Source organism: Bacillus rhizoplanae (assembly GCF_917563915.1).
GTDB lineage: Bacteria > Bacillota > Bacilli > Bacillales > Bacillaceae_G > Bacillus_A > Bacillus_A rhizoplanae.
The window spans coordinates 124,932-149,772 of record NZ_CAKJTI010000003.1 but is presented as its reverse complement, the minus strand read 5'-3'; the positions used below and the strand labels follow the sequence as shown (position 1 = coordinate 149,772).

25 protein-coding genes and 1 riboswitch are annotated in these 24,841 nt (G+C 36.1%); of the genes, 2 read left to right on the top strand and 23 right to left on the bottom strand.

Features of this window, described 5'->3' with window-relative positions; translation table 11 throughout:
- Positions 1 to 95 precede the first annotated feature (95 nt).
- From LRP84_RS04590 to LRP84_RS04540, 11 genes are all read right to left on the bottom strand, one after another.
- The gene (locus LRP84_RS04590) at positions 96 to 1,076 is read right to left on the bottom strand and encodes a YpdA family putative bacillithiol disulfide reductase (RefSeq protein WP_230574003.1); all 981 of its coding nucleotides are present in this window, start codon (positions 1,074 to 1,076) and stop codon (positions 96 to 98) included.
- 117 nt (positions 1,077 to 1,193) lie between these two features.
- Positions 1,194 to 1,724: a peptidoglycan recognition protein family protein gene (locus LRP84_RS04585; protein WP_230574002.1), complete on the bottom strand. Its 531-nt coding sequence runs from the start codon at positions 1,722 to 1,724 to the stop codon at positions 1,194 to 1,196.
- A gap of 79 nt (positions 1,725 to 1,803) precedes the next feature.
- Positions 1,804 to 2,037, bottom strand: coding sequence for a DUF3961 domain-containing protein (locus LRP84_RS04580; RefSeq protein WP_230574001.1), 234 nt, complete (start codon positions 2,035 to 2,037; stop codon positions 1,804 to 1,806).
- Positions 2,038 to 2,784: 747 nt separating this feature from the next.
- A complete protein-coding gene (gudB, locus tag LRP84_RS04575) occupies positions 2,785 to 4,074 on the bottom strand; it encodes a Glu/Leu/Phe/Val family dehydrogenase (protein WP_230574000.1) in 1,290 nt (429 codons plus the stop codon).
- Between the two features lie 242 nt (positions 4,075 to 4,316).
- On the bottom strand, positions 4,317 to 4,922 hold the full coding sequence (locus LRP84_RS04570; protein ID WP_230573999.1) for a genetic competence negative regulator: 606 nt from the start codon (positions 4,920 to 4,922) through the stop codon (positions 4,317 to 4,319).
- A gap of 77 nt (positions 4,923 to 4,999) precedes the next feature.
- Entirely contained in the window at positions 5,000 to 5,899 is a 900-nt protein-coding gene (locus LRP84_RS04565; protein ID WP_230573998.1) for a MerR family transcriptional regulator, read from the bottom strand.
- A 27-nt stretch (positions 5,900 to 5,926) separates the two neighbouring features.
- Positions 5,927 to 6,703, bottom strand: a complete 777-nt coding sequence (locus LRP84_RS04560; protein ID WP_230573997.1) for a metallophosphoesterase — start codon at positions 6,701 to 6,703, stop codon at positions 5,927 to 5,929.
- 151 nt (positions 6,704 to 6,854) lie between these two features.
- On the bottom strand, positions 6,855 to 7,343 hold the full coding sequence (locus tag LRP84_RS04555) for a LysM peptidoglycan-binding domain-containing protein (protein WP_230573996.1): 489 nt from the start codon (positions 7,341 to 7,343) through the stop codon (positions 6,855 to 6,857).
- Complete coding sequence (locus LRP84_RS04550) at positions 7,318 to 7,932, bottom strand: CPBP family intramembrane glutamic endopeptidase (RefSeq protein WP_437438758.1); 615 nt, start codon at positions 7,930 to 7,932, stop codon at positions 7,318 to 7,320. The genes LRP84_RS04555 and LRP84_RS04550 overlap by 26 nt, the downstream gene beginning before the upstream one ends.
- Positions 7,929 to 9,455, bottom strand: coding sequence for a RecQ family ATP-dependent DNA helicase (locus LRP84_RS04545; RefSeq protein WP_230573994.1), 1,527 nt, complete (start codon positions 9,453 to 9,455; stop codon positions 7,929 to 7,931). Before LRP84_RS04545 ends, LRP84_RS04550 begins: the two co-directional genes overlap by 4 nt.
- On the bottom strand, positions 9,445 to 10,506 hold the full coding sequence (locus LRP84_RS04540) for a YpbB family protein (protein WP_230573993.1): 1,062 nt from the start codon (positions 10,504 to 10,506) through the stop codon (positions 9,445 to 9,447). Before LRP84_RS04540 ends, LRP84_RS04545 begins: the two co-directional genes overlap by 11 nt.
- Before the next feature lie 233 nt (positions 10,507 to 10,739).
- On the opposite strand from LRP84_RS04540, the gene LRP84_RS04535 reads away from it, so the two are divergent.
- Complete coding sequence (locus tag LRP84_RS04535; RefSeq protein WP_230573992.1) at positions 10,740 to 10,988, top strand: ferredoxin; 249 nt, start codon at positions 10,740 to 10,742, stop codon at positions 10,986 to 10,988.
- 351 nt (positions 10,989 to 11,339) lie between these two features.
- On the opposite strand, the gene LRP84_RS04530 is transcribed toward LRP84_RS04535, so the two are convergent.
- A complete protein-coding gene (locus LRP84_RS04530; protein WP_230573991.1) occupies positions 11,340 to 11,918 on the bottom strand; it encodes an ECF transporter S component in 579 nt (192 codons plus the stop codon).
- A 166-nt stretch (positions 11,919 to 12,084) separates the two neighbouring features.
- Positions 12,085 to 12,221: riboswitch (FMN riboswitch) on the bottom strand.
- Between the two features lie 363 nt (positions 12,222 to 12,584).
- On the opposite strand from LRP84_RS04530, the gene LRP84_RS04525 reads away from it, so the two are divergent.
- The gene (locus LRP84_RS04525) at positions 12,585 to 13,268 is read left to right on the top strand and encodes a hypothetical protein (protein WP_230573990.1); all 684 of its coding nucleotides are present in this window, start codon (positions 12,585 to 12,587) and stop codon (positions 13,266 to 13,268) included.
- A gap of 32 nt (positions 13,269 to 13,300) precedes the next feature.
- Here the strand turns inward: LRP84_RS04525 and LRP84_RS04520 are convergent, their stop codons facing one another.
- The 11 genes from LRP84_RS04520 to LRP84_RS04470 form a co-directional block, all read right to left on the bottom strand.
- Entirely contained in the window at positions 13,301 to 13,915 is a 615-nt protein-coding gene (locus tag LRP84_RS04520) for a peptidoglycan DD-metalloendopeptidase family protein (protein ID WP_230573989.1), read from the bottom strand.
- Positions 13,916 to 14,000: 85 nt separating this feature from the next.
- Positions 14,001 to 14,582 (bottom strand): cob(I)yrinic acid a,c-diamide adenosyltransferase, encoded by a 582-nt coding sequence (locus LRP84_RS04515; protein WP_230573988.1) that lies wholly within the window; start codon positions 14,580 to 14,582, stop codon positions 14,001 to 14,003.
- A 266-nt stretch (positions 14,583 to 14,848) separates the two neighbouring features.
- Positions 14,849 to 16,579 (bottom strand): ATP-binding protein, encoded by a 1,731-nt coding sequence (locus tag LRP84_RS04510; RefSeq protein ID WP_302850571.1) that lies wholly within the window; start codon positions 16,577 to 16,579, stop codon positions 14,849 to 14,851.
- Positions 16,580 to 16,611: 32 nt separating this feature from the next.
- Positions 16,612 to 17,328 carry a DNA-binding response regulator ResD gene (resD, locus tag LRP84_RS04505; RefSeq protein WP_230573986.1) on the bottom strand — a complete coding sequence of 239 codons (717 nt, stop codon included), beginning with the start codon at positions 17,326 to 17,328 and terminating at the stop codon, positions 16,612 to 16,614.
- A 653-nt stretch (positions 17,329 to 17,981) separates the two neighbouring features.
- Complete coding sequence (gene ccsB / locus LRP84_RS04500; protein ID WP_230573985.1) at positions 17,982 to 19,139, bottom strand: c-type cytochrome biogenesis protein CcsB; 1,158 nt, start codon at positions 19,137 to 19,139, stop codon at positions 17,982 to 17,984.
- 14 nt (positions 19,140 to 19,153) lie between these two features.
- The gene (gene resB, locus LRP84_RS04495; RefSeq protein WP_230573984.1) at positions 19,154 to 20,776 is read right to left on the bottom strand and encodes a cytochrome c biogenesis protein ResB; all 1,623 of its coding nucleotides are present in this window, start codon (positions 20,774 to 20,776) and stop codon (positions 19,154 to 19,156) included.
- 152 nt (positions 20,777 to 20,928) lie between these two features.
- Complete coding sequence (resA, locus tag LRP84_RS04490; RefSeq protein WP_230573983.1) at positions 20,929 to 21,450, bottom strand: thiol-disulfide oxidoreductase ResA; 522 nt, start codon at positions 21,448 to 21,450, stop codon at positions 20,929 to 20,931.
- A 120-nt stretch (positions 21,451 to 21,570) separates the two neighbouring features.
- Positions 21,571 to 22,299 (bottom strand): 23S rRNA pseudouridine(2605) synthase RluB, encoded by a 729-nt coding sequence (gene rluB / locus LRP84_RS04485; RefSeq protein ID WP_230573982.1) that lies wholly within the window; start codon positions 22,297 to 22,299, stop codon positions 21,571 to 21,573.
- Between the two features lie 290 nt (positions 22,300 to 22,589).
- Complete coding sequence (gene spmB / locus LRP84_RS04480) at positions 22,590 to 23,120, bottom strand: spore maturation protein (protein WP_230573981.1); 531 nt, start codon at positions 23,118 to 23,120, stop codon at positions 22,590 to 22,592.
- On the bottom strand, positions 23,117 to 23,713 hold the full coding sequence (locus LRP84_RS04475; RefSeq protein ID WP_230573980.1) for a nucleoside recognition domain-containing protein: 597 nt from the start codon (positions 23,711 to 23,713) through the stop codon (positions 23,117 to 23,119). The genes spmB and LRP84_RS04475 overlap by 4 nt, the downstream gene beginning before the upstream one ends.
- Complete coding sequence (locus LRP84_RS04470; RefSeq protein WP_230573979.1) at positions 23,706 to 24,827, bottom strand: D-alanyl-D-alanine carboxypeptidase family protein; 1,122 nt, start codon at positions 24,825 to 24,827, stop codon at positions 23,706 to 23,708. Before LRP84_RS04470 ends, LRP84_RS04475 begins: the two co-directional genes overlap by 8 nt.
- Between the last annotated feature and the right edge of the window lie 14 nt (positions 24,828 to 24,841).

Genomic DNA, 24,841 nt, shown 5'->3' with positions numbered 1-24,841 from the left:
ACAATTGTAACAAAAAAACACCTCCTTAATTCGCATTCCTAAAGCTACGAATTAGACGGAGGTGTTTTTCATTTGTCACCATTCATTAATAAATTTTACTGTTCTCGCTCTGCAATGATTTTCACAATCGCGTCTCCATGAAATCTACCATTTTCTATAAAAATTTCATTCGCATTATTACCAGCAGCAATTACACCAGCAATAAAAATCCCTTCCACATTCGTTTCCATCGTTTCCTCTTTATACAGTGGTCTTCCTGTTTCAGAATCAATTTCTACGCCCATTTTCGTTAAAAAACCATGATCTGGATGATAGCCTGTCATGGCAAAGACATAATCATTTGAAATTGTATACTCTTCGTTTCCTACTGTATACGTGGCTGTATGTTCTGTAATTTCTTTTACATGTGCACCAAATTCCATTTTTATCGTACCTTGACGAACTAACGCTTCAAATTCTGGCAAAATCCATGGTTTAATACTTGGAGAATACACTTGTCCTCGATATAAAACCGTCACACGCGCTCCGCATTTTACAAGTTCTAATGCCGCATCTACACTTGAGTTCTTTCCCCCTATTACTACAACATCGCGATTAAAATAGGGATGTCCTTCTTTGAAATAATGCGCCACTTTTTCTAACTCTTCTCCAGGAACATTCATATAATTAGGATTATCATAATACCCAGTTGCAATAATAACGTATTTTGCTTTGTATTTTTCTTGTTTACCGTCACTCTTTACTGTTTTAACAAGAAAGAAACCCTCTTCTTTCTGTACTTCTTCTACTCGTTCAAAAGCGTTCACACGTACCTGTTTCCGTTTCACTACTTCTCGATAATATGCTAATGCTTGATTCCGAACAGGCTTACGGTTTTCTGTAATAAAAGCAACTCCACCAATTTCTAGTTTTTCACTAGAAGAAAAAAATGTTTGGTGTGTTGGGTAGTTATAGATTGCATTAACAATATTTCCTTTTTCAATGACAAGTGGATTAATCCCAACATTTTGCATGGCAATCGCTGCTGCTAATCCACATGGCCCGCCTCCGATAATAATCGCTGTTTCTTTTTGCATATAAAGCTCATCTCCTAGTCTTCTGCTCTCTATCCAAACAAAAAATTACAAAACAAGAAAAAACCTACTTTCAACAGTAGGCACCTATCTTTATTGTATTCATTTTTCATATATTTGTCATCTATACGATACGTACATGCGATAGACGTCCGCTAAAAACTGTCGAAAAGGTATACCTTGATTACTTAATACATGTTCCGGATCAATTTTACGAGCAGGGTCAAGCTTTTTATGCGAAACGATAGCTTTCCTTGGATTTAAACCAAAATTGTGACACAAATACGCATGATACCAAGTAAAACGTGTATACGCATCCCAAAATTTTATATTTCCACCGTAGCAAAGTTCAACACCGATCGCTGCGCTATTAGCATTGTAACCAAATATTTCATTATCTGTCGGAACGTTGTACCGAACATGGTAGGCTACCTCATTGATTGGAATAATCTCTAATATAGTTTTATCATCAATAAATGTATGAGCTGAAGCTTTCGGTTGCACTTCATTAAAATAATCTCGATTCCCAACCGCATTGCTGCCGGGATTTCCAGTATCATGACTGACAATAAAACGAACTTTTGAAAGTCGAATTCCAGATCGAGAGCCTCCGTGTTTAATATAATTTCGCTGTATAGGAAACTTCGCCATTCACATCATCTCCGCTCTTATAAAATCACCTTCCTAATCTTATATGTATTCAGATGATGTGACTCTAACGCAAACATTATTATGAAAACAGAAAATCCATCATATTCGAAACAAATATCATAAACAATAGCACACTTACTGCCACCGTATAAAAACCATAAAACCAAATTTCATCTTGCTTCGTTTCTAACCCAAAGAAACAATTCACTGTATGTAGGAAGGAAGAGCGTTTCACATGCTTTTTGGGTAAAATTTCAACTCGTTCCATTACATTTGTTGGCATTACAAAACGTTGTTGTGCAGTCATTTTCATTCTAATCTCTCCTTTATTCGATTGGTGAGAGCCTTCCATCAAGGATTCCGATGGAAGTTCCACTTTATTTTGTTTCCGTGTTTCTATCTAAGAAGAGTATAGCACAAACGTTCTGTTGGAACAAGTGTTCTTTTTTGTTTTTTTATAAACTGAAACTTCCATCAGTGGTATTTTTATCCCCCCATCTTCCTCGCTTCTCTCTAAATCTTGAGGTAAGGGTCTGTCCGCAAATACCGGGATAAATTCATGTAACTCATAAGCAATGCAATTAATACCATTGTAGCCGCAATGACTGGTCTAATAATGCGCCAAACAACAGAGAGATAAAGTGAAACTTCCATCAGTGGGGGTTTTTTCATCCCCCACTGATGGTTAGTTGAACCAATCGGGCTTTTACGGACAGTTATCCCCCACCTATCTTCTTCGCTTCTCTCTCACTCTTGAGGTGGGGGGCTTACTGTCCGTTAATGCGGGAGAAATACTTCCCATAGTATCTAAAAGGCCTGATTTTGTTCGTTTATTTTTTCTTCTAGTCTCTTTTTTAAATCCACAATTCGCTTCTCTAATTCATCTACCCGTTTCGCTGGATCTATCGCTACTTGTGAGCAGTAAGAGCCTGATTGGTGAGAGCTTTCCGTCAGGGTGAGAAACTCCCTAATGAAAGTTTCATTTTATCTTATAATATAACTACAAAAAAACCGCAACTTCCTTTACAGGAAATTGCGGTTTGCATAATCAATAAGCGGTTTATACCCAACCTCTGAAGCGGCTTGCTTCTGCCATTTTACGAACACCAACCATATAAGCTGCTAAACGCATATTCACTTTGCGAACTTGCGCCGTTTCGTAAATAGAATTAAATGAGCTTACCATTACTTTTTCTAAACGAGCTTCTACTTCTTCTTCTGTCCAATAGTAACCTTGGTTATTTTGTACCCATTCAAAGTAAGAAACTGTTACGCCACCAGCACTCGCTAATACGTCTGGAACAAGTAAAATACCACGTTCTGTTAAAATTTTTGTTGCTTCTAACGTTGTAGGGCCATTCGCTGCCTCTACAACAATTTTCGCTTTAATATCCGCTGCATTTTCTTCTGTAATTTGATTTTCAATTGCAGCTGGTACTAGAATATCACATTCTAGTTCTAATAATTCTTTATTTGAAATTGTATTATTAAACAATTTCGTTACTGTACCAAAGCTATCGCGACGGTCTAATAAGTAATCAATGTCTAAGCCGTTTGGATCATGAAGTGCACCGTAAGCATCGGAAATCGCAATTACTTTTGCTCCCGCATCGTGCATAAACTTCGCTAAGAAACTACCTGCATTTCCGAAGCCTTGTACAACAACTCGTGCACCTTTAATGTCAATACCACGTTTTTTCGCCGCTTCACGAATACAAATCGTTACGCCTTTCGCAGTTGCTGTCTCACGGCCATGAGACCCACCTAATACAAGCGGCTTACCTGTAATAAATCCAGGTGAGTTAAATTCGTCAATACGGCTATATTCATCCATCATCCATGCCATAATTTGTGAATTTGTAAATACATCTGGAGCTGGAATATCTTTCGTTGGACCTACGATTTGGCTAATTGCTCTTACATAGCCACGGCTTAATCTTTCTAACTCACGGAAAGACATTTCACGTGGGTCACAAATGATACCACCTTTACCTCCACCATACGGCAGATCAACAATACCACATTTTAAACTCATCCAAATCGAAAGTGCCTTTACTTCGTTTTCCGTTACATTTGGATGGAAGCGGATACCACCTTTTGTTGGACCAACAGCATCATTATGCTGAGCACGATATCCTGTAAATATTTTAACAGTTCCATCATCCATACGAACTGGAATCTTTACTGTCATCATACGAATTGGTTCTTTAAGTAATTCATATACCTCGTTTGGATAACCCAATTTCTCTAGGGCTTCTTTAATAACAATTTGTGTCGAATTCAACAGTTCGAAGTGTTGTTCTCTTTGTTGTGTTTGTGTTTGTGTTTGAGCTCCCTTTTCGGCTACCATAGTAAGTAAACCCCCTGTAATTTCACTTGTTTAGTAAACCTTCATTGCCTAGTATACACTCTTAAAATAGGAATGCAAGAGAAAACGCTAACAAATATATACAAACCTTTTTATTTTTTGCAAACGTTTTCAATTTCATTATAGTCTTTTTATTCTTTTTAGAAAAGCGAAATACGTTAAAAACTAATATTTTTTATATAATGATTAAATATTTTACATAAAGAAAACCTCAACTGTATCACTTAGCTGAGGTTTTCTTTTGTGATAAAATACTTATATATTTGCTCAATTGCTTCATTCGCCATAAGTTCTTTTCCATATTCCATCATTCGATAAATTGTAATTGTAGAAGAGCTGCCAAACTCTGCTAAAATGGCAATCATATCTTCTTTCAATAACATAGTAGAATCTTCTTCTAACCATAGGTAAAAACGATTTTGCCACGCATAAAGCTTTCCACCTGTTACTCCAAGACTATATAAACGACCCGCTAATGCAATTACATCCTCCAATGAAGCAAATTCGTATAGTATATGTTCGCTCTCATCAAGAGTAACTTGCATTTCAATAAATTCATCTTGAAATTCTTCTTCCGTATCTGACTCTTGATTTTCTTTCGTAACAATAACAACCATACCTTGTGCTTGTAACGAAAACACCTCTACCGCAATTGGACCATCCGCTTCAAAGCCGAGCTCTTTATTCGCTTCTTGCATCATATCTCGAAACAGTTGTTGTACTTTCGGCGCATTTTTCCATAAATCTTCCTTTGTAAGTCCACGTTCTGACAAATCGTCGAACGTCAGAAAGATTTTAATTTTATTGTAATTTAAACGTTCCAACCTCATCCCGTAACCTCCTTACGCAACCGTTGCATCTAATTTTTATTATATGAAACAGAAAATAGATGGTTCTTTCCGAACAACTATTCTGACATTTTTAACCATTCATCCCATTCTTCTTTCGTATCCCCAACAAACCAGTTACGAGTCTCTTCGTTTTCTTCATCAGAAGTAAACTCAAAGGCAAAACCGCTAAGCCCAACACAAAGGTTTGCATATTGTTCATGTAATCTCTTTGCAAGCCGAACACTTGTCATTACATTTTCTTTTATCGTACAAGAAATAAACAAGATTTTAGGATTTACTTGTTTGATTACATCATCAATATCAACTTCTTCTATGCCTGTCCCAATATAGATTACTGGATAACCTTTTCGGCGCAAATATGTTGTAAAAATAAATAATCCAAGTTCACATAATTCCCCTGGAGCGCATATAGAAAGCACCTTTGGTAGTCCTGTATTAATGGGCATACTATGATGCATCATTCCGATACGCGAGCGTAAAAACGAAGTCGCATACCGTTCTTCTGCACTTGTTATTTTTTCATTCAAGCGCATATCCTTTAACCTTACAAGCAATTTTATTAACACATCTGCAATCACTTTATCTATAGAAAAAATACTAAAAGCTTCATCCAGTAACTCGAGAGCTTGCATTTCATCAAATTTTAACAAAGAATAAAGGATATCGTCTACTAAAAGTTCTACTTTATTATATTCTATTTCTGATAAATTGTGATTTTGTAATTGGTTATTTTCTAATAAACTAACCGCTTGTCCAATGGTAAACCCTTGATTCACTTTGTTAATAAGCCACTTTAATATTTGAACATGTTCTTCTGTATATAATCGGTGTCCAGCATTATTACGCTTCGGTGCAATGATTTGATACCGTCTTTCCCAAGCTCGCAATGTTCCTGGATGTATACCGAGCATATTTGACACCACTTTAATATTATATTTACCTATTGAACTTGGCATATCTCTTCCCACCTTAAAAAAACAACGTCAATCTTTTCTTTGTAATGTAATCAAATGCGTTTGTGCAGGAGCACGAAAACGCAATGGTACAAGTGTTGTTCCATAACCATTACTTACAAACAAAGTCGTATGTGGATATTCATAAATTCCACCTTTCAAAAAACGTGTAGAATGAAATAACCGAATTTGTCCACCGTGCGTGTGACCACTTAATACACAGGAGATATTTTCTGTTCCATTTAATTTATATACGATATCAGGATTATGACTCACAAGGATACGAAATCCCTCTTCTTCACAATCTGCTAATGCTAAATCTAAACGATCACGTTTCAAACTTACATCGTCAACACCTAGTAACCATATTTTTTCTCCAAACTCTGATTCAAATAAGATCCCTGTATTGTCTAAAATTTTCACTCCATTTTGAAGAAGCAACGCGTCTAATTCGTGAAAATCAATTTCATAGTCATTATTCCCCCAAACAAAATACACTTGTCCCATTTCATTTAACCGTTTAATATTATCAACTACTCGTGTTAGCGGTACACCTTGTTCAGCTAAATCTCCACCTATAATAACGAGATCTACTTTCCCTTTCACTTGCTGTATTAAAGTTTGAGAAATCGTTCTTCTGTGAATATCCGAAATAAAAAAAATGCGTACTTCTCCAAAACTAATTGGAAACTCCGCAAACGATACGGTGTGTTCTAACAATGTATCACGCATCGCTTCTCTATACATCATAACAAAGCAAACAATCACAACGCATAATATGAAACAACCTAGTAATCCCCATGTCATACACTTTCCTCATCTTTCCTCTTAACAAAATCTAACCACATAATAACACATCACCCCAGCAAGTGAAGAAAAACCCTCTACTTCTGTAGAAGGTTTTTCTTCATCCCGTCATTCGCGGGCAGTAAGGTCTCCCGCTGATGGAAGGTTCACTTTATTTTTTCGGTTTTGGTTCTGGCTTCTTCGGAATTTTTAACACTTGCCCTGGTTCTAACTCTTCTGCTACTTCATTATATTTCTTTATAATCGCTTTCCCATCTTCATTCGGAAAATATTTCTTTGCAATATCTTCGAGCGTTTCTCCCTCTTGCACTGTATGAAACTGAAATGTCTCTGATGGTGATGACTTTGATTCATTATCGGTTTTCTTTTTTGAATCAAAAGAAATAACTTCAAATGCACTTTTTTCAGAATTGGCACTCGATTCCGCTTGCTTCCCCTCCATGTAACGCTCTGTATACCATAAAATACTTATTGGAAGAAGAATAAATAATAATGTTAAAATCCGAACAAAAAAGTGCTTTATTTTAAATTTTGATTTTTTCTTGTCTTTATGAACTTCACTACGCGGCGGTAAACCCTCTCCTTCTTTTTCCGTTGACTCTTTCATGTTCTCTTCAAACTCCGTTGTCTGCTTCGCCATATCGGTCACCACCATCTTCCGTTTGCTTTCTTAATTGCAATCCCATTATGAAATCGACTAAAAAATGCGCAAAAATCGTGATCAGTAAATTACCAGTCCATTGAAATACAAAACCAAATACACTACTAATCATCAATACAAAACAAAATAAAAACGGCTTAGTAATATAACGAATATGTAAAACTGCAAATACAACACTCGCAAAAATTAAACCAAAATACGTTTGTATCACGCCACGAAATAAAAATTCTTCTGCTATTCCAATTAAAAGGGTGACAGCGAACACGCGGAAAACAGACATTCCTTGAAACATACGATCATTAATCCCACCATCATCAAACCACGATTCAGGAAAAAAATGCATCGCAATGTAATCAAGTAAAACAATCACACAAGCTACTCCGCCACCTATTAGAAAAATAGATGAAAAATCCCATTTCCATAAAGCAAGAAATGCGTCCATACTCGGAAATAATATATAAGCTAACAAGATTCCAATACATATAATGATCGCTTGCGTAATATATAAATTAAGTCGGATTTCTTTTAGACTCATGTCTTCAATACTTGTCTTGCGTATATCCATCATTCCTCCATTCTGAATCCGAAGAGCAATTGTAACTCTGTTTCCCAATTATAGTCGAAAACAGGTTGCCTCGCTTGTCTTTTTTTATAATCTTCTATATGAATCCCGCAATAGTCACAGCAATTTTCCGGCTGCGTTTCCTTTACATATCCAAACTGGGAAAGAATTGCTTCTCTTTTACAATCTGTTCGTCGCATCCATTTTTTCATCGTTTCTAGTTGACCGTATTTATTATAAAGCCGAGTTTTCACTTCTGCAATTAACTTCCGCTCCGCTTCATCTGACAAGGATTCAATCATCAATTCTCTACGTTGTATGATTTTCATCTTTTCAAAATGATACCGAATAAATCGCCAATGTTGTTCACTCAATCCTGCTGTATTGTAGCAAATTTCTTCTACACCTTCTAACGGTAATACTTGGGTGTGAAACATTGTTTCTCGTAATAAAGAAAATAAAAAACGTATTTGTTGTTCATTTGGTAATTCTTCTTCAATAATGGAGATTGGCAACTCATGATCAAGCGGACTACATAGCAAAATAGCAATGCTTGGCTCTCCATCTCGCCCTGCCCGTCCAATCTCTTGCAAATAAGACTCTATATTTGTCGGATAATGAAAATGAATAATATAGCGTGTGTTTTGCTTATTTACTCCCATACCAAATGCACTTGTACACACAACGAGCTGGAGTTGATCATTCATAAATTGTTGCTGAATTAACATCCGTTCTTCATGTTCCATTCCACCATGATAATGCGCAACATCTGCAATCCCTTCACTTCTTAAATACGCTGCAAGACGTTCAGTCCAAGCTCTACTCGAACAATAAATAATGCCAGGACTTTGTAAATATTTCACATGAGATAACAGCACTTCTTTTTTCTTTTGAATGGTTTGTACAAATTCTACTTTCATAGCAATATTAGGACGATCAATCGAATATAAGTGCTGCCTCACATCTTTCAAATTTAAACTTTCAATAATATCTTGTAATACTTCTTTCGTAGCAGTAGCTGTTAAAGCAAGAACCGTAGGATGGCCCATCGATGCAATAACTTGATCTAGCTTTTTATAATCTGTTCGAAAATCATATCCCCATTGAGAAATACAATGTGCTTCGTCCACAACAAATAAAGAGATATGAATTTTCCTTAATTCTTTTAGCAACACATCTGATTGCAGCATTTCAGGAGACACGAATACAAATTTATAGGAATGCAACCGCCGCATAGCTTCTTTTTTCTCTGCCATTGTTCGAAAGCTGTTAAAGGCAATAACTTGATTTTTCACCATGTATTTTAACTGTGTAACTTGATCTTCCATTAATGACAATAGCGGTGAAACAATGAGTACCGTTCCATCTTGTATAAATCCTGGAAGCTGATAACAGAGCGATTTCCCCCCTCCAGTTGGCAGCATCGCTACAACAGAATTTCCATTTAATAAGTCTGCAATGACTTCCTTTTGCCCTGGCCGAAATGTCCGGTACCCAAACCACTGATATAAAACATCTTCAAGCTTCATGTAATCCCCCTACTCGCGCTAATACAAGACGAATTTCAAAATAGGAAACATGCTCTCCAGCAGTTTGTTTTAAGACTCGCAGCTTCCGCGTTTGTAACTGCTCAATCATTTTCTGTATTTGTTTCATTTTTTCTTTTTCTACAAATTGCTCCACCTGAAATTCTTTTTCACGCAATGCAATTTCTACAATATGATCCTCAATTGTCGCTACTTTTAATTTTCTTATCCTAGCAATTTCCTCCATAGTTCGTCCTTGCTTCCATAGTTGATATGTTTTTTGTGTTGATATACTAAATAAATCTGCTTTTTCATTCGGATACGCAATAATTTGTGCCAATAACGGAAAATTCTGCTGATGATTTTGTACATGTTGAATGATGAAATGAGTCGTTCCCCAAAATAAAAGATATACTCGAAACGCATCTTGCTTCATCATATCTCCAAGTTGATCTATTGTATAACCAATACGATGGTATCCTGTTAGACGATATACGAAAATGGTTGCTTCTAGAGAGGTAACATACATTAATATTGAATTTATTTCTTTATATAACTGTTCCGCTAATTGTCCTCTTGAAACAGGAGAGTTCATAATAAATCGTTTTACCCACATCGTGATTTCTGTATCTTGCTGAATTGGAAGGAATTTCACATATTTCTGTTGCAAATTAGATACAGTTTGCACAATTAAGGATAACCTTTTCCAAAAGCTCTCTCCAAGTTCGCCGTATTGCAAACCGTGTAAATATTTCGGGAAAGAAAAGAATTTTCCCCATTCGTTTACTTGTTTCTCTCCCATTTCAGATAAAATGTAAGTATTTTCATGCACACATGTAATAAGTTGCTTGTTTAATAATGCTTCAATCTGTTTATCATAATCATGACGTCTTAAAGATTTATGTACACTAAACAAAAAGGAAAGATGAAACATATTCCCATCTTGCAATGTTTGTGAAGAACGTTTCCCTTTTAAAAGGTGATAAATAGAAGAAACCGTTCGTTCACCTTTTAATTGTTTTAAACAGTATAGTACGGTATATTGTAGCTGCAACGCTTCTTCCACCCTTTCACGCTTCTTCTACTTTCATTGTAACAAAATGCATCATATTTAGATATTTTTAAAATTTTATGTACAACTATAGAAATTAGTTGACACATTCAATTGATAAGAATTATCATTATAATTTTGTATTGAAAAGTTTCAAAAACCGTTTTACAATAAGGTTATAATTTTTCATCAGTGTTCTTATATACATATACATATTATTTAGGGGGTATACAAAAATGGCAAAATATACAATCGTTGACAAAGATACTTGCATTGCATGTGGAGCTTGCGGAGCAGCTGCGCCGGACATTTATGATTACGATGATGAAGGCATTGCATTCGTAACACTTGACGATAACAAAGGTATCGTTGAAATTCCAGATGTATTAATTGATGATATGATGGATGCATTCGAAGGTTGCCCAACTGACTCTATCAAAGTGGCAGATGAAACATTCGACGGTGACGCATTAAAATTTGAATAGTCTTATTGTTGACTTCAAAAATCCCCCTCAAATAATGAGGGGGATTTTTTTACACTTTATTTTCTTCTATGAAGCACAACTTTCACTAGTCACTCATCCTAAATTTAGTGATCAGTCTCATCAAACAGACTCTTACGGCTCCTTATGCGAAATAAAGTGAAACTTCCATCAGTGGGGGTTTTTTTCATCCCCCACTGATGGTTAGTTGAACCAATCGGGCGTATGCCAGCAGTTATCCCCCACCTATCTTCTTCGAGTTCCTCACAATCTTGAAGTGGGGGTCTTACTGCCCGTTAATGTGAGATAAAAAAACATCAGCAGAAAAACTTCCACTGATGCAAAACCTTCTATTTATGCATTTTTCATTTTCGCAAATACCCATACTTTCAATCGAGAAAATAAAGGAACAAAAATAATTGTTACTATAATTCCTTTAATTATATTAAAAGGTAAAATTCCCGCTACAATTATTTGACGCATTGCATCGTTAGACATAGCAGGTTGACCTAAGAACCAAGTGTAAGCTGGAAAAATGATGAAATAATTTAATACACTCATAATTACTGTCATCATAATTGTTCCGAACATTAATCCTGTTGTTAAACTTTTTACTGTGCGATGTTTACGGAATAAAAGAGATGCCGGAAGAATAAAGAGACATCCAGCAACAAAATTCGCCACTTCTCCTACAGGTACGCCCGTTAAATCTCCTTGAATACTATAATACAGGACGTTTTTTATCCCTTCTACAATTACACCTGAAATTGGCCCAAAAATAATGGCTGCAATTAATGCTGGGACATCACTAAAATCAATTTGCAAAAACGGCGGCAGCCCTGGAAGTGGAAAATCCAGCATCATTAATAAATACGCAATGCTGCTTAGCATCGCAACGCTCATCATTTGTACTACACTCTTCTGTTGTTTCATGTTTCTCTCTCCTTTTCCATCGATCATCTCATGGAAAGTGGAAAGGCTCTGCTATGCCTAAATATATTCTTGTATGAAAAAACCCTTCGCGTCCGAAACGCAAAGGGAGAAATTTTAGGCACATCAAACAGACGTTCAAACATTTATCTTTTTTGAACGCTCGAACCTCCATCTTCTCCCATCCAGACTGTACTGTCGGCTTTGGAATCGCACCAAATCCTGCCTTAACGGCTCGCGGGCTTAGAACAAAAATACATGTTCATCACCGCCGGTCGGGATTTTCACCCTGCCCCGAAGATAGACCGATATTCTATTTTCCACATCATTATACAACAATTTTAAAACAATGTGAATGAAAATGCTTCTTTTTCACTCACATTGTGCAACACCTTTCTATACTTAGCAGTCCCCCACCTCAAGATGCAGAGAAAAGCGAAGAAGATAGGCCGGGGATAAAGAAAACTTCCACTGAGGGAAATTTTCTTTATCCAGTCACATTCTCATAATTGCATGCCATTCTAATAATAAGTAAATAATATGACAAAAAAGAACAAATTTTCGTGTTTGTTCTTTTTTACCCACAATTCTCTAGCCATTTATACGTGAAAGTGATAAGATATGATATTGTTAAGAAAAACAGCATTTTCTTACAATGGAGGAAATGTCATGAGTAAAGAAAAAAAACTGCCTATTCGAGAAATTATGAAAAAAAATCTTCGCAAAGAATACTTTTATTTAAAAAAGGAATTGCTGTTCTATTGTCCTCTTGACTCAGGTAAATTCTCAAGAGATACATATTATGCTGCTTTTGATGAAGATGGCATTAGTGTATATCAATATGATAAAAATTCAGACAGTAAACTAAGACTTTGCGAAAGACATCCATGGAAAAGCTGGAAAAAAGTCAAAATTGATCATTATTTAACAAAAACTCATTTTGTCTTTCAAGGAGAACGAAATTGGATTCTTTCTCTTTTTCATCAAGGAAAAAAGGCAGAAAAAATTATTCAAACTTATACATCCCTAGAAACAGAAATTGTTTCCAGATCATTTTTAAAAAAACTGCCTGGTTATCGATCTAATACAGCATTGAATATGTATATTGGGACTATTTGCTATACTGTGCTTATTGCATTTTTATTAAAATTGATTCTCCCATTTCAAATTCAAATTGCTTTGTATTCGCTATCTCTCGGCTGTATGCTGCTCGGTCTTCTTTGTTTTGCTATCGGTCTTATTGAACCTACTCTTGTCTTATTTAGAACAAAAGAAAAAACACGAGCTAAAGTGTTTTATTATTATAGCTATTTAATAATTGCTGGATTTGCATGTATCTTTATTTTTTGGTAACAAGTGAAAGAGCTAGTCTTCCTAGCTCTTTTTCAATTAATATGTAATTTTTGCGACGGATAAATTGTATCTTTTTGCAAATAATTTTTCACTTTTAATTCTTCAACAGTTGTACCAAACTTCCTAGCAATACTGATCAATGTATCACCTTTTTGCACGACATATACAGAAGCAGATGCTACCGTATTAGGCTTTTCTTGAATCATTTGCAGCGGATTCACTGCATTTGTTTTCGCTATCGTCCAAGCCCCTTTATGAACTTCTAAATGTAAGTGAGCACCATTCGATTGTCCTGTATTCCCTACTTGACCAATTTTTTGCCCTTTTAAAACTGCATCTCCCTCTCTCACAAGTCGCTTATTCATATGGGCATATACAGCTTCATAATCTTCATGTTTAATAAACACAACATGCCCGTAGCTATCAGAAAAATAAGATCTTGTTACAACACCATCTTGCATAGCTGCTATTGAAGTGCCGATCGGTGCAGCAATATCAATCCCAAAATGTTTTCCATTTCTCGTTCCAAAATAATCGCTAATTCTCCCCTCTACCGGCCACGCCCACCGCTTTTCTTCAGCAGCACCTTCTGTTTGTGCTATAAAAAAGACACAAAAGAAAAGCAAAATGATTTTTAAAGCTTTCATTATAAATCCTCCGTTTTCTAAATAACAATCACACTTTCTCTATTTTGGTTGATTATAGCAAAAAGTATACAAAAAAAGAAAGAGCCTATTTCTCTTTCTTCTCCTCTTTATCTCGAAATACAATCCCGCTTCTCTCATATTCTACATCATTCACATTAGAACGAGCGTTCACAACTCTTGCAACTGCAAATAAATAATCCGATAATCGATTTACGTATTGCAAAACATATTCATTAATCTCATCTTGTTTCTTTAAAGAAACAATACAACGTTCTGCTCTTCGTGTAACAGTGCGAGCAATGTGAATAATAGCTGCTCCTTGACTTCCTCCTGGTAAAATAAAACGCTCAAGTGGCGGCGCTTCTTGTACATATACATCAATCCTTTCCTCTAGAAAAGTAATGATGTCTTCTGTTACTTTATACGGAATTTTTCTCTTCACAATTGCTAAATCCCCGCCACAATCAAACAACTCATGCTGAATTTTTTCAAGTTCTTGATGAATATCTTGAAACAATTCACCCTGCAACAATGTCATCGCATGTCCAATAAACGAATTCGCCTCATCAATTGTTCCATACGCCTCTACTCGCAAATTGTCTTTATCTACGCGTCCTCCAATAAGGCTTGTTTGCCCCTTATCTCCTGTCTTTGTATATAGCTTCATGTTTTCTCTCCTTATCTCTCTTTTTCATTCTTCTCTTATATTAACATTCCTTTTATTTTTCATTAAAAAAAGCTTATCAAAAAGATAAGCTTAAAAATTCGCATATAATTCCATCATACTTATCCCGCTATTCGCGGGCAATAAGACCCCCGCCTCAAAATTCAGAGAGAAGCGAGGAAGATAGGTGAGAGATAACTGCTGGCATGTGCCCGATTGGTTCAACTACTATCATTTTGGGATGCTCTCCCAATGATGGTAGTTTCACTTTATGTTGGTAAATATACAGAGAATGTTGTCCCCTTATCTACTACACTCGACACTGCAATCTTACCATCATGTCCTCGTACAATGTTTTTTGCGATCGCAAGTCCTAACCCTGTACCACCTGTTTTCCCGCGTGTACGAGCCTTATCCGCTTTATAAAAACGTTCAAATAAGAATGGAATATCATCTTCTGGAATACCAACCCCAGAATCTTCAACTTCGAATACAATTCCGTTACTTTTCTCATCAATAATAAGTGATACCTTACCACCTGTATTTGTATGCCTTAAAGCATTATCAATTAAATTTGTTAACACTTGTTCCATCCGATCCGGATCAAAAGAATGCTGCTCTATAGAAGTGCGAAAATCAACTGCTAACTGCACTTCTTTTTCCTTTGCTATCCCTTGGAATTTCCGTGCAATCTTTTCAACAAATGGAACAATATCTACTTCCGATATATGTAATTCTACGTGACCGCTCTCCATTCGAGCTAAATCTAATAATTCATTTACAAGGCGGCCTAAGCGTACAGATTCATCATAGATAATTTGCACAAATTCATGTACTTCTTCTTTCGTTTGAACAATGTCATCTAAAATTGCTTCACTATATCCTTGCAGCATAACCATTGGTGTACGTAATTCATGCGATACGTTTGCAATAAAATCTTTACGCATTTTTTCAAGGCGGCGTTCTTCCGTCATATCACGAAGTACCGCAACAGCACCGCGAATCTTCGTCTGATTGTACAGCGGTGTCATCAGTACAACATAATTACCTTTTTCTAAATTAACTTCTATCACTTGTTGCTGTTCGCTTTCTACAACGAGATGAAACAGTTCAACAAGCTCCGATGGCAAACTCACACTTAACTCTATCTCTTTTTCTTCATACCATACTTGTAAGAAACGCTCTGCTGGCGGATTAATTACAACAACTTCTCCTTCTTGATTTAACGTAATAACACCATCAGCCATACTACTTAAAATACTAGAAAGCTGTTCTTTCTCTTGTTGCAACGCATTAATATTAAACTTCAATTGTTTCCCCATTTGATTTAAAGCTGTTGCAAGTTCACCAATCTCATCTTGCGAAACCGCTGGTACCTTCGCATCGAATTTCCCGCGTGCTACTTCAAAAGCTACTTCGCGCATTTTACGAAGTGGGGCTGTAATTCGAGTTGACAAGAAAAAGGCAAAGAATGTCGTTAAAATAATCGCAATCCCCGCAGATAAAAAGATAAAATCCGTCGATTTTTCTATTCCTTGTTTTGGTACTTGTAACGATTGATATACAAAGACCGCACCATCTTTTGACGACTTTAACGGAACCCCGACAATCATAATATCATTGTCAGGATTTTTCTTATTATTTTCATCTGGGACGGTTTTAATTTTTTGTACCTTTTTACGTTCTGTAAATACTGCTTGTAACTCTTTGTCATTTTTCAAATCAGTTAGTGTTAGCGTTGCCAATCCTTTTTGTGCCGGAGAAGCAGATATTTCATTATTATCTTGCACAATAATAATACGCGAAAGGGGGTCAGCAAATTTATATGCGATATGTTCTATCGTCTGCTCATCCGTCCCCTCTTCTATTAATTCAGAAACACTCGTTGCAACATTCGTAAGCCTTGTTTCTCCCATTGTTACATAATAATTATCAAAAAACTGCGAAAGTAAAATGGCAACAAAACCAAGCACGAAGGAAACAAGGAGAAGAATCGTCATCCATAATTTCCCTACTACACTTTTCCAAAGCATTAATCGTTCACAACCTCAAACTTGTAACCAACACCCCATACAGTTACAATCATTTTCGCTGCATCTGCTGACTTTTTACTTAACTTCTCACGCAGACGCTTTACATGTGTATCAACTGTGCGTAAATCACCGAAAAATTCATACTGCCATACTTCTTTTAATAACTGCTCTCGGTCAAATACTTTATCAGGTGCCTTCGCTAAAAATAGTAATAATTCATATTCTTTTGGTGTTAAATTCACTTCTTCTCCATCAGCTGTAACACGATGTGCGTCATTATCAATTGCGAGATGAGGAAATACAATAACATCTTTTGTTGTCGTATCTTGCGTAAAGAATGTCGTTGTAACTGAGCGACGTAAAACAGCTTTTACACGTAGCACAACCTCGCGTGGGCTAAACGGTTTTACAATATAATCATCTGTACCAACTTCAAATCCTTGTACGCGATTCACTTCTTCTCCCTTTGCCGTTAGCATAATAATCGGTGTTGCTTTTTTCTCACGAATACCTTTACACACTTCAATGCCATCTTTTCCAGGCATCATAATATCTAAAAGAATTAGATCATAATCATTTTGCAACGCTTTTTCTAACGCCGTCTCACCGTTGTCAGCCTCATCAATGATGTACTGCTCTCTCTCTAAATACATTTTTAACAAACGACGAATACGATCTTCATCATCTACAATTAAAATCTTTAATTCATTTTCCATCGCAACCCGCTGTACATGTAAATGTCACAACGGTTCACACCTACCTTTCTCCAATAAAGTGAAACTTTCCTCAAATTTGGTTTCCACTGAGGGTTCGTTGAACTAATCAAGTGCATATTAGTAGTTATCTCCCACTTGCCTTCTATTCCTCTGAATCTAGTGAGGGGGATATCCTAATTGCTAATTAGAACAGAATAGAGCCCTAAACTTACCCTTATCTCATTTTCATAGACAAAACCTTTCATGATTGAAAGTTCACCTTTGCATTATGTTTCACAAAAATAATAAAATTTGTTCATAGTTTTTCCAAAAATATGTATGTTTCCTGAACAATATAATTTGTCCTCGACATCATTTTACAAAATTCTCTTATACTTTGTCATGTTTTTCTCAAAAAAGAAAAGAAATTGACAAAAATAAAATAGGAAAGTGACGGTTACCTTCCTATTTTATCCCGCATTAACGGGCAGTAAGACCCCCACCTCAAGATTCAGAAAGAAGCGAGGAAGATAGGTGGGGGATAACTGCCCGTAAAAGCCCGATTGGTTCAACTAACCATCAGTGGGAGATGAAAAAACTCTCCACTGATGGAAGTTTCACTTTATCCCGCATTAATGAATCGTACGACTTGACTCGTTGAACTTCAATTATTGTTATGCATATGAATGCAGGCCTGCAATCACTAAGTTTACCACAACAAAGTTAAACATAATAATTGCAAATCCGATTACTGCAAGCCATGCTGATTTTTCACCGTGCCACCCTTTAGACAAGCGTAAATGTAAAAAGGCTGCATAAAAGAGCCAGGTAATGAGTGCCCAAACCTCTTTTGGATCCCATCCCCAAAAACGTGTCCATGCAATTTGCGCCCAAATCATCGCAAAGATTAATGCGCCTAACGTAAAGACTGGGAATCCAATTGCAACAGAGCGATATCCAATTTCATCAAGTAAATCACTATCCACTTTTTTTACTACTGGTTGAATCGCCGCTGCTACTCGTTTACGTAAAATCAATCTTAATAGGATGTACAATCCGCTTCCTATAAATATCGACCAAATCACTGTGTTTAATTTTTTCGCATTAATAATAGCAGGTGTTTCTATTGCAGGCTCAAGTTTGTCGGTTGTGACTAACTTTCCTTCATGAGGTCCTACTAAAGCAGGTAGATTGTACACCATTTCTGCTTGCTGCTCATTTTTATCAATCCATTGAAATTTCGCTTCGTATTTTATACTTGAAAAAACTGTTGTCACCGCTACAAATCCAACAACACAAATAAGCGTAAACAGTACTGTTTCAAGCCAAAATGTTCGCTTGCTCCGTTTTGACTGGTCCACATTTTTCAGTAAATATATAACACCGGTAATAAAACTAATTGATAAAATAGCTTGTCCAGCAGCTGCTGTTGTTACATGAATATGTAGCCAGTTACTTTTTAATGACGGAATAAGCGGTGTAATTTCTCTTGGAAACATACTCGCATAAGCAATGAGTAAAATAGCAACTGGAAGAGCAAATAATCCAAGTATACTTGTCCGGTACATAAAGTAAATAATAATAAATGCACCAACCATCATCATACCGAAAAATGTCCCAAATTCAAAAAAATTACTAACTGGCGCATGTCCTGATGCAATCCATCTTGTAACAAAGTAGACTAATTGCGCCGCAAAACCTAAAATAGTAATACTTATCCCAACGTTTGCCCACTTCCGTCCTTTTTCTTTAATCGCACCTCCAAAAAACAACGTTGCAATTAAATATAATATGAAAGCAGCAAATAAGAAATTACTACTTATTTCTACCATACTCTCTCCCCACCTTAACTAATTTTTTTCTCATTGACTTTATCATTTGGCTGTGGAATGCTTGTCCCTTCTAAGACTTTTTCTATCTCTTTTCGCAAACCATACCAATTTTTATTTGTATGCCCAGCAATCCACCATTCATTGTTAACACGTTGTATCCAAATACGTCGATGATTCCAATACATACCTTGAATAACACCGACCATGAAAATAAACCCTCCCAGAGCTATAATCCAAAGTGTCAAATCTTTTCGTACAGTAAGCGCTGTAACGTTACGCGTTTCTACACCTGCAAAAGACATTTTGTATAAATTGTTTCCTTCTGGCTCTATATTTTGTTGAATTCCAACAAAGCTCACTTCTCCATTTGGTGTTTCGGGTGTAAACATTTTAAATACAAACGCTGGATTATTAGGTAGCTTCGTTTTTGTATTCGGTTTTCCACTTTCATCAAAGTAAAAGTCCGGAAAATAACTTAGCAACTGCAGAGAGTATCCATTTCCTAAATCGTATGTTTCTTTTGGATTTGCTAGATCAACTGTAATTGGGCCCCATTTTTGGCCACTTTCTTTCTTTTGTAAAGCAAAAGACATTTTACTAAATTCGCCCTCTTTAAAATCTACTTGATAAAGAGCATAGTTATCAAATTTAAGAGGTTCATTCACTCGAATGTTATACTCTTTCACTTTCTCAAGCTTTGGCTTTTGACCAGCAATATTTTTTCCAACTGCTTTATATAATACAGCATTTGTTTGATAGTTTTTCGGAATTATCTTATTCCCAACTCGATCAATCGCATCATCAAAGACTTCATTTTCTTTTCCTTTATCATAGACTTCTTTAATGAATTTTTCATTCTTCAAATAATACTTTCCGTCTGTTCCTGGGATTTCTTTCATTTCACCTTCACGAAGCCAAAGCGATTCATCTACATACATACCAGGGACAAAACGCAGCATCGTTCCAAATAAGAAAATAATAAGACCAATATGATTTACATATGGACCCCAACGAGAAAAACGTCCTTTTTCTGCTAGAATGTTATCATTTTCCACTCGTACATTGTATTTTTTCTTTTTCAAGTTTCCCTTAACACATTCAATTTCTTCTTTTGTTGCTAGTGCTACTCCGTATAACCGCTGCCTCTTTAAAAAACTCGGATTCCTTGTTACGCCTTGTTTTTTCAGCGCTTTATACAAAGGAATAACTCGGTCTAAACTACATATAACGAGAGAAACCCCGATAGATGCAATTAACATCATATACCACCAAGAGCTATATAGATTGTCAAATCCTAATTGGTAATACAATTTTCCAAGAAAACCATACTGCTGTTCATAGTATTCTCCCGGCGTAACATTTGGTGGGAGATACATTTCTTGTGGAAAAATCGTCCCCACTCCAGATGCGATAAGTGTAATAACAATGAGCCATACTCCAACTTTTACGGAAGAGAAAAAACTCCAAATTTTATCCACAACTGTTTTTGTATGTGTAAGAGACCGCCGTGCACTTCCTTCATATCGCATATCTAATAATTTTGTATCTTTCTCATCTTCAAAAGGCTTTCCGCAAGCTTCGCAAAAGATTGTACCAATTGGGTTTACATGACCGCAAACACACTTTATTTGTTCCAAATCCCTCACCGCCGTTTCTTTTCTCTATGTATCTATGTTTCATAACGTTTTCACTGAATAATCAGAATTTTACTGATAGGTACTGAAATTACAAACAGCACCTCAATTGACCAATACTACCTGTACAAATATATTTTCTATACATTTCTCATTTATGGAGTAATTTTCTTTAAATATTCTTCCATTTGTTCTTTAGATTGTGTACCTGTAATTTTTTCGACAATCTTTCCGTCCTTATCAATTAAAAACGTTGTTGGTAACGGTCCTACATCATATGTATTTAAAATTTCTTGTCCTTTATCAATTGCTACTGGAAATTTCAGTCCATATTGATTCACAAAGTTTTTCACAGCAAGTTCTGTTTCATCTGCATCTAATGCCACTATTTCGACACCTTTTTCTTTATATTTCGGATATAATTCATTCATATATGGCATTTCTTTCTCACAAGGTCCACACCATGTTCCCCAAAAATTTAAGAAAACACCTTTTCCTTTTAAATCTTTTAACGTAATTTTTTTACCTTCTAAATCAGTAGCAACAAAGTTTGGCGCTACCTTTCCAACTTGTGCTTTCTCCTTATCAACAAAAAAGTTTTGATATAACGTAAACCCTACCGCCCCTCCTAATATGAGCAAAATGATTACACGAAATAACAGCCTATTTTTCTTCACGGTGTCTCCCCTCTCTTAACTAAATAAGTAAGTTTAGCACATACTAAGCTTTTCTATGTATTCGCTTCTATCAGCAAAGATTTCTTTACTGATAGAAGCTTTCATCCCTGTTACTAAATACTATCTTGGTTTCGTTGAAGCAAGAGCACGAAGTTGTTTTACTTCATGAGGAGATAATTCTCTTGCATCTCCTGGGCGTAAATTACCTAACTCTAAAAAGGCATACCGCTCACGCTTTAATTTCATCACTTTACATCCAACTGCTTCAAACATTCTACGCACTTGGCGGTTTCTTCCTTCATGAATTGTCAATTGTACAATTGCAATCTCTTTACGTTTATCCCAAGAAAGGATTTTCACACGTGCAGGCGCTGTTTTTCCTTCTTCAAGCATGACACCTTTTTCTAACATGCGGATTTTTTCACCAGTTAGTTGACCTTTTACCTTTGCCACGTATGTTTTTTCAACCTTATACTTGGGATGCATTAAAATGTTCGCAAAATCCCCGTCATTTGTCATCAATATTAAACCAGATGTATCATAATCTAATCGACCGATTGGAAAAAGACGCTGTGGAATTTCTGCAAAGAAATCTGTGACCACTTTTCTTCCTTTATCATCAGTTACACTCGAAATAACACCAGTTGGTTTATATAATAAAAAGTAAGCAGGTGTTTCTTTTTCAAGAGGAATGTTATTTACCTCAACTTTATCTTGCACACTCACCTTCGTTCCTAGTTCGGTCACGACTTTACCGTTAACCTTAACTTTACCTTGTTGAATGAGTTCTTCTGCTTTTCTTCTTGATGCAATACCTGCTTGTGCTATTACCTTTTGTAGTCGTTCCATTTCGTTTCTTCACCTCAAATTCATCTTACCTTCATTAGAAGGACTTGGCAACTGCCTAGCCTGCTCGACAATTACCCTTACTTACCATAAACAACATTGCCAACTTTGTAAGCTAATAAAGGAATAAAATACGATTCTCTTCTTTATTATGGTCTATTTCCTTCCATTTGCTTACGACAAACGTTCACGGTTTTGTCAAAAATAATCCATAAAAAAGCCACTATTAAGCGCATTCTTAATAGTGGCTGTATCCGTATTATAGTCTAATTTGAATAAAAAATGAACCATTATTACTGAAACATAAGTGAAACAAATACAATTGAGCACACAATACCAATTAAATCAGCAAATAAGCCAACTTTTAATGCATCGCCCATTTTCCGAATCCCAACCGCTCCAAAATAAACTGTTAAAATATAAAAAGTTGTATCTGTACTTCCCTGCATCGTGGAAGCAAGTCTCCCAATAAACGAATCCGGCCCATATGTGGCAATTAAATCCGTTGTAATGCTTAGTCCTGCTGATCCAGAAATCGGACGAATAAGTGCAAGCGGAACAATTTCTGCTGGCACATGAATAATATCTAACATTGGTTTCATTACATGAATCATTGCATCTAACGCTCCTGAAGCCCGAAAAATTGAAATAGAAACGAGCATACCAACCATAAATGGTAAAATAGATACAGCAATTTGAATTCCTTCTTTTCCCCCTTCTACAAATGACTCATATGTCGGCACTTTTTTTACTGTCCCATATAATAAAATAAATCCAATCACGCACGGAATTATCCACAGGGAAATCATATTGACGATACTCATTTTTTCTTCCCCTTTCTACTTCTTCTTCGGTAAAAATAACGATCAATCCAAATGGCACCAATCATAGATAGTACTTGGGCGATAAACGTTACCCCTACAATTTCGGTAGGGTTTGCAGAATGATACGTCATCCGAATTGAAATAACCGTAGTGGGAATAAGCGTAATAGCCGACGTATTTAAAGCAAGGAATGTTATCATAGAGCGACTTGCAAAGTCTTTCCCTCCATTTAGCTCTTTTAAATGCTCCATTGCTTTAATCCCCAGTGGTGTAGCTGCATTTCCTAAGCCAAAAAAATTTGCCCACATATTAGATAAAATAAACCCCATCGCTGGATGATCCTTCGGCACTTCTGGAAACAATTTTTTTACAACAGGCATACACAATGCAACAAGCTTCTTTAATAGTCCCGCTTCTTCTGCAATTTTCATTAAACCGAGCCAAAAAACAAGAACGCTAATAAGTCCAATACAAATGGTTACAGCACTTTTTGAGCCTTCAAAAACTGCTTTATTTACTTCTTCCATCGTCCCATTAAACATTGCATAAACAATGCCAATTAACGCCATCGCAACCCAGACAAGATTAACCATCTGTTTTCACACCTAACATATGTGAAAATACTTCTTTAAAATCTCTCCAAAACAAACCTGTTGTCGCAATAAGCTTTCGTTTACTATAAAATAAATTACGCTCTCCAATTTCTTCTCCATTTAGATAAGCAACAGCGCGTCCTACTTTCTCTCCATCTGTTATCTTGGCTGTTTTATCAAATTCAATTTTTAATGTGACCTTTTTAAACTCCTCTTTTGTTAGCGGCACTAACAAATCATTTTTCGTATATATATGATTTGTATACTTTTTGTCTTGAATTTCCGAAAGTACTCCCTTTTTTAGTACTGTAGTTGGTATATACTGTTTAAAACCTTCATTAAATAAATACTTATGATCATCCCAATCACTCGAAGCCTGCAATGTTACAACAATCAAATCTAGCCCATCTTTTGATGCAGTTGTTACAAGTGTTCGACCTGCCTTTTTCGTAAACCCAGTTTTTCCTCCTGTTGCATACTCGTACATAGAGGTAACAAGCTTATGTTTATTTTTCCATGGATAATCCCACGCTTGTGACTGATAAGTTTTCGTTCCAAAAATTTTACGAAATGTCTCATTTTTCATGGCGTACCGTGTTAACTGTGCCATATCATATGCTGAAGAATAATGTGTCCCATCCCCATCTAAACCGTGCGGGTTAGAAAAATGTGTATCCTTCATTCCAATTTGTGCGGCCTTTTCATTCATTAAATAGACGAACCCATCCGTACTTCCGCCAACATATTCTGCAATTGCCTGAGCTGCATCATTTCCAGAACGTAGCATTAAACCGTATACTAAATCTTCTAGCGGTACTTTCTGTCCTGGCTTTAAATAAATAGCCGATCCTTCTACACGAACAGCCGTATTGCTAATTGATACCTTTTCTTTCATTTTTCCTGATTCGACTGCCAAAAGTGCGGTCATAATTTTTGTAATGCTTGCAATTTTTTCAGATTCATGCTCTAACTTTCCATATAGTACACGCCCCGAATGCTGCTCTATCAACACGGCATTACGAGCACTAACATTATTCATTTGTGCATATGTATCATTGGGTAACATACTTGCACATATCATAATAAGTGCTATCACAATCCATCTTCCTCGCATATATTCACGTCCTT

Coding starts and splice junctions, on each gene's coding strand:
- LRP84_RS04590 (WP_230574003.1), bottom strand. CDS start 1,076: ATGCAAAAAGAAACAGCGATTATTATCGGAGGCGGGCCATGTGGATTA.
- LRP84_RS04585 (WP_230574002.1), bottom strand. CDS start 1,724: ATGGCGAAGTTTCCTATACAGCGAAATTATATTAAACACGGAGGCTCT.
- LRP84_RS04580 (WP_230574001.1), bottom strand. CDS start 2,037: ATGAAAATGACTGCACAACAACGTTTTGTAATGCCAACAAATGTAATG.
- gudB (WP_230574000.1), bottom strand. CDS start 4,074: ATGGTAGCCGAAAAGGGAGCTCAAACACAAACACAAACACAACAAAGA.
- LRP84_RS04570 (WP_230573999.1), bottom strand. CDS start 4,922: ATGAGGTTGGAACGTTTAAATTACAATAAAATTAAAATCTTTCTGACG.
- LRP84_RS04565 (WP_230573998.1), bottom strand. CDS start 5,899: ATGCCAAGTTCAATAGGTAAATATAATATTAAAGTGGTGTCAAATATG.
- LRP84_RS04560 (WP_230573997.1), bottom strand. CDS start 6,703: ATGACATGGGGATTACTAGGTTGTTTCATATTATGCGTTGTGATTGTT.
- LRP84_RS04555 (WP_230573996.1), bottom strand. CDS start 7,343: ATGGCGAAGCAGACAACGGAGTTTGAAGAGAACATGAAAGAGTCAACG.
- LRP84_RS04550 (WP_437438758.1), bottom strand. CDS start 7,932: ATGATGGATATACGCAAGACAAGTATTGAAGACATGAGTCTAAAAGAA.
- LRP84_RS04545 (WP_230573994.1), bottom strand. CDS start 9,455: ATGAAGCTTGAAGATGTTTTATATCAGTGGTTTGGGTACCGGACATTT.
- LRP84_RS04535 (WP_230573992.1), top strand. CDS start 10,740: ATGGCAAAATATACAATCGTTGACAAAGATACTTGCATTGCATGTGGA.
- LRP84_RS04530 (WP_230573991.1), bottom strand. CDS start 11,918: ATGAAACAACAGAAGAGTGTAGTACAAATGATGAGCGTTGCGATGCTA.
- LRP84_RS04525 (WP_230573990.1), top strand. CDS start 12,585: ATGAGTAAAGAAAAAAAACTGCCTATTCGAGAAATTATGAAAAAAAAT.
- LRP84_RS04520 (WP_230573989.1), bottom strand. CDS start 13,915: ATGAAAGCTTTAAAAATCATTTTGCTTTTCTTTTGTGTCTTTTTTATA.
- LRP84_RS04515 (WP_230573988.1), bottom strand. CDS start 14,582: ATGAAGCTATATACAAAGACAGGAGATAAGGGGCAAACAAGCCTTATT.
- LRP84_RS04510 (WP_302850571.1), bottom strand. CDS start 16,579: ATGACGATTCTTCTCCTTGTTTCCTTCGTGCTTGGTTTTGTTGCCATT.
- resD (WP_230573986.1), bottom strand. CDS start 17,328: ATGGAAAATGAATTAAAGATTTTAATTGTAGATGATGAAGATCGTATT.
- ccsB (WP_230573985.1), bottom strand. CDS start 19,139: ATGGTAGAAATAAGTAGTAATTTCTTATTTGCTGCTTTCATATTATAT.
- rluB (WP_230573982.1), bottom strand. CDS start 22,299: ATGGAACGACTACAAAAGGTAATAGCACAAGCAGGTATTGCATCAAGA.
- spmB (WP_230573981.1), bottom strand. CDS start 23,120: ATGAGTATCGTCAATATGATTTCCCTGTGGATAATTCCGTGCGTGATT.
- LRP84_RS04475 (WP_230573980.1), bottom strand. CDS start 23,713: ATGGTTAATCTTGTCTGGGTTGCGATGGCGTTAATTGGCATTGTTTAT.
- LRP84_RS04470 (WP_230573979.1), bottom strand. CDS start 24,827: ATGCGAGGAAGATGGATTGTGATAGCACTTATTATGATATGTGCAAGT.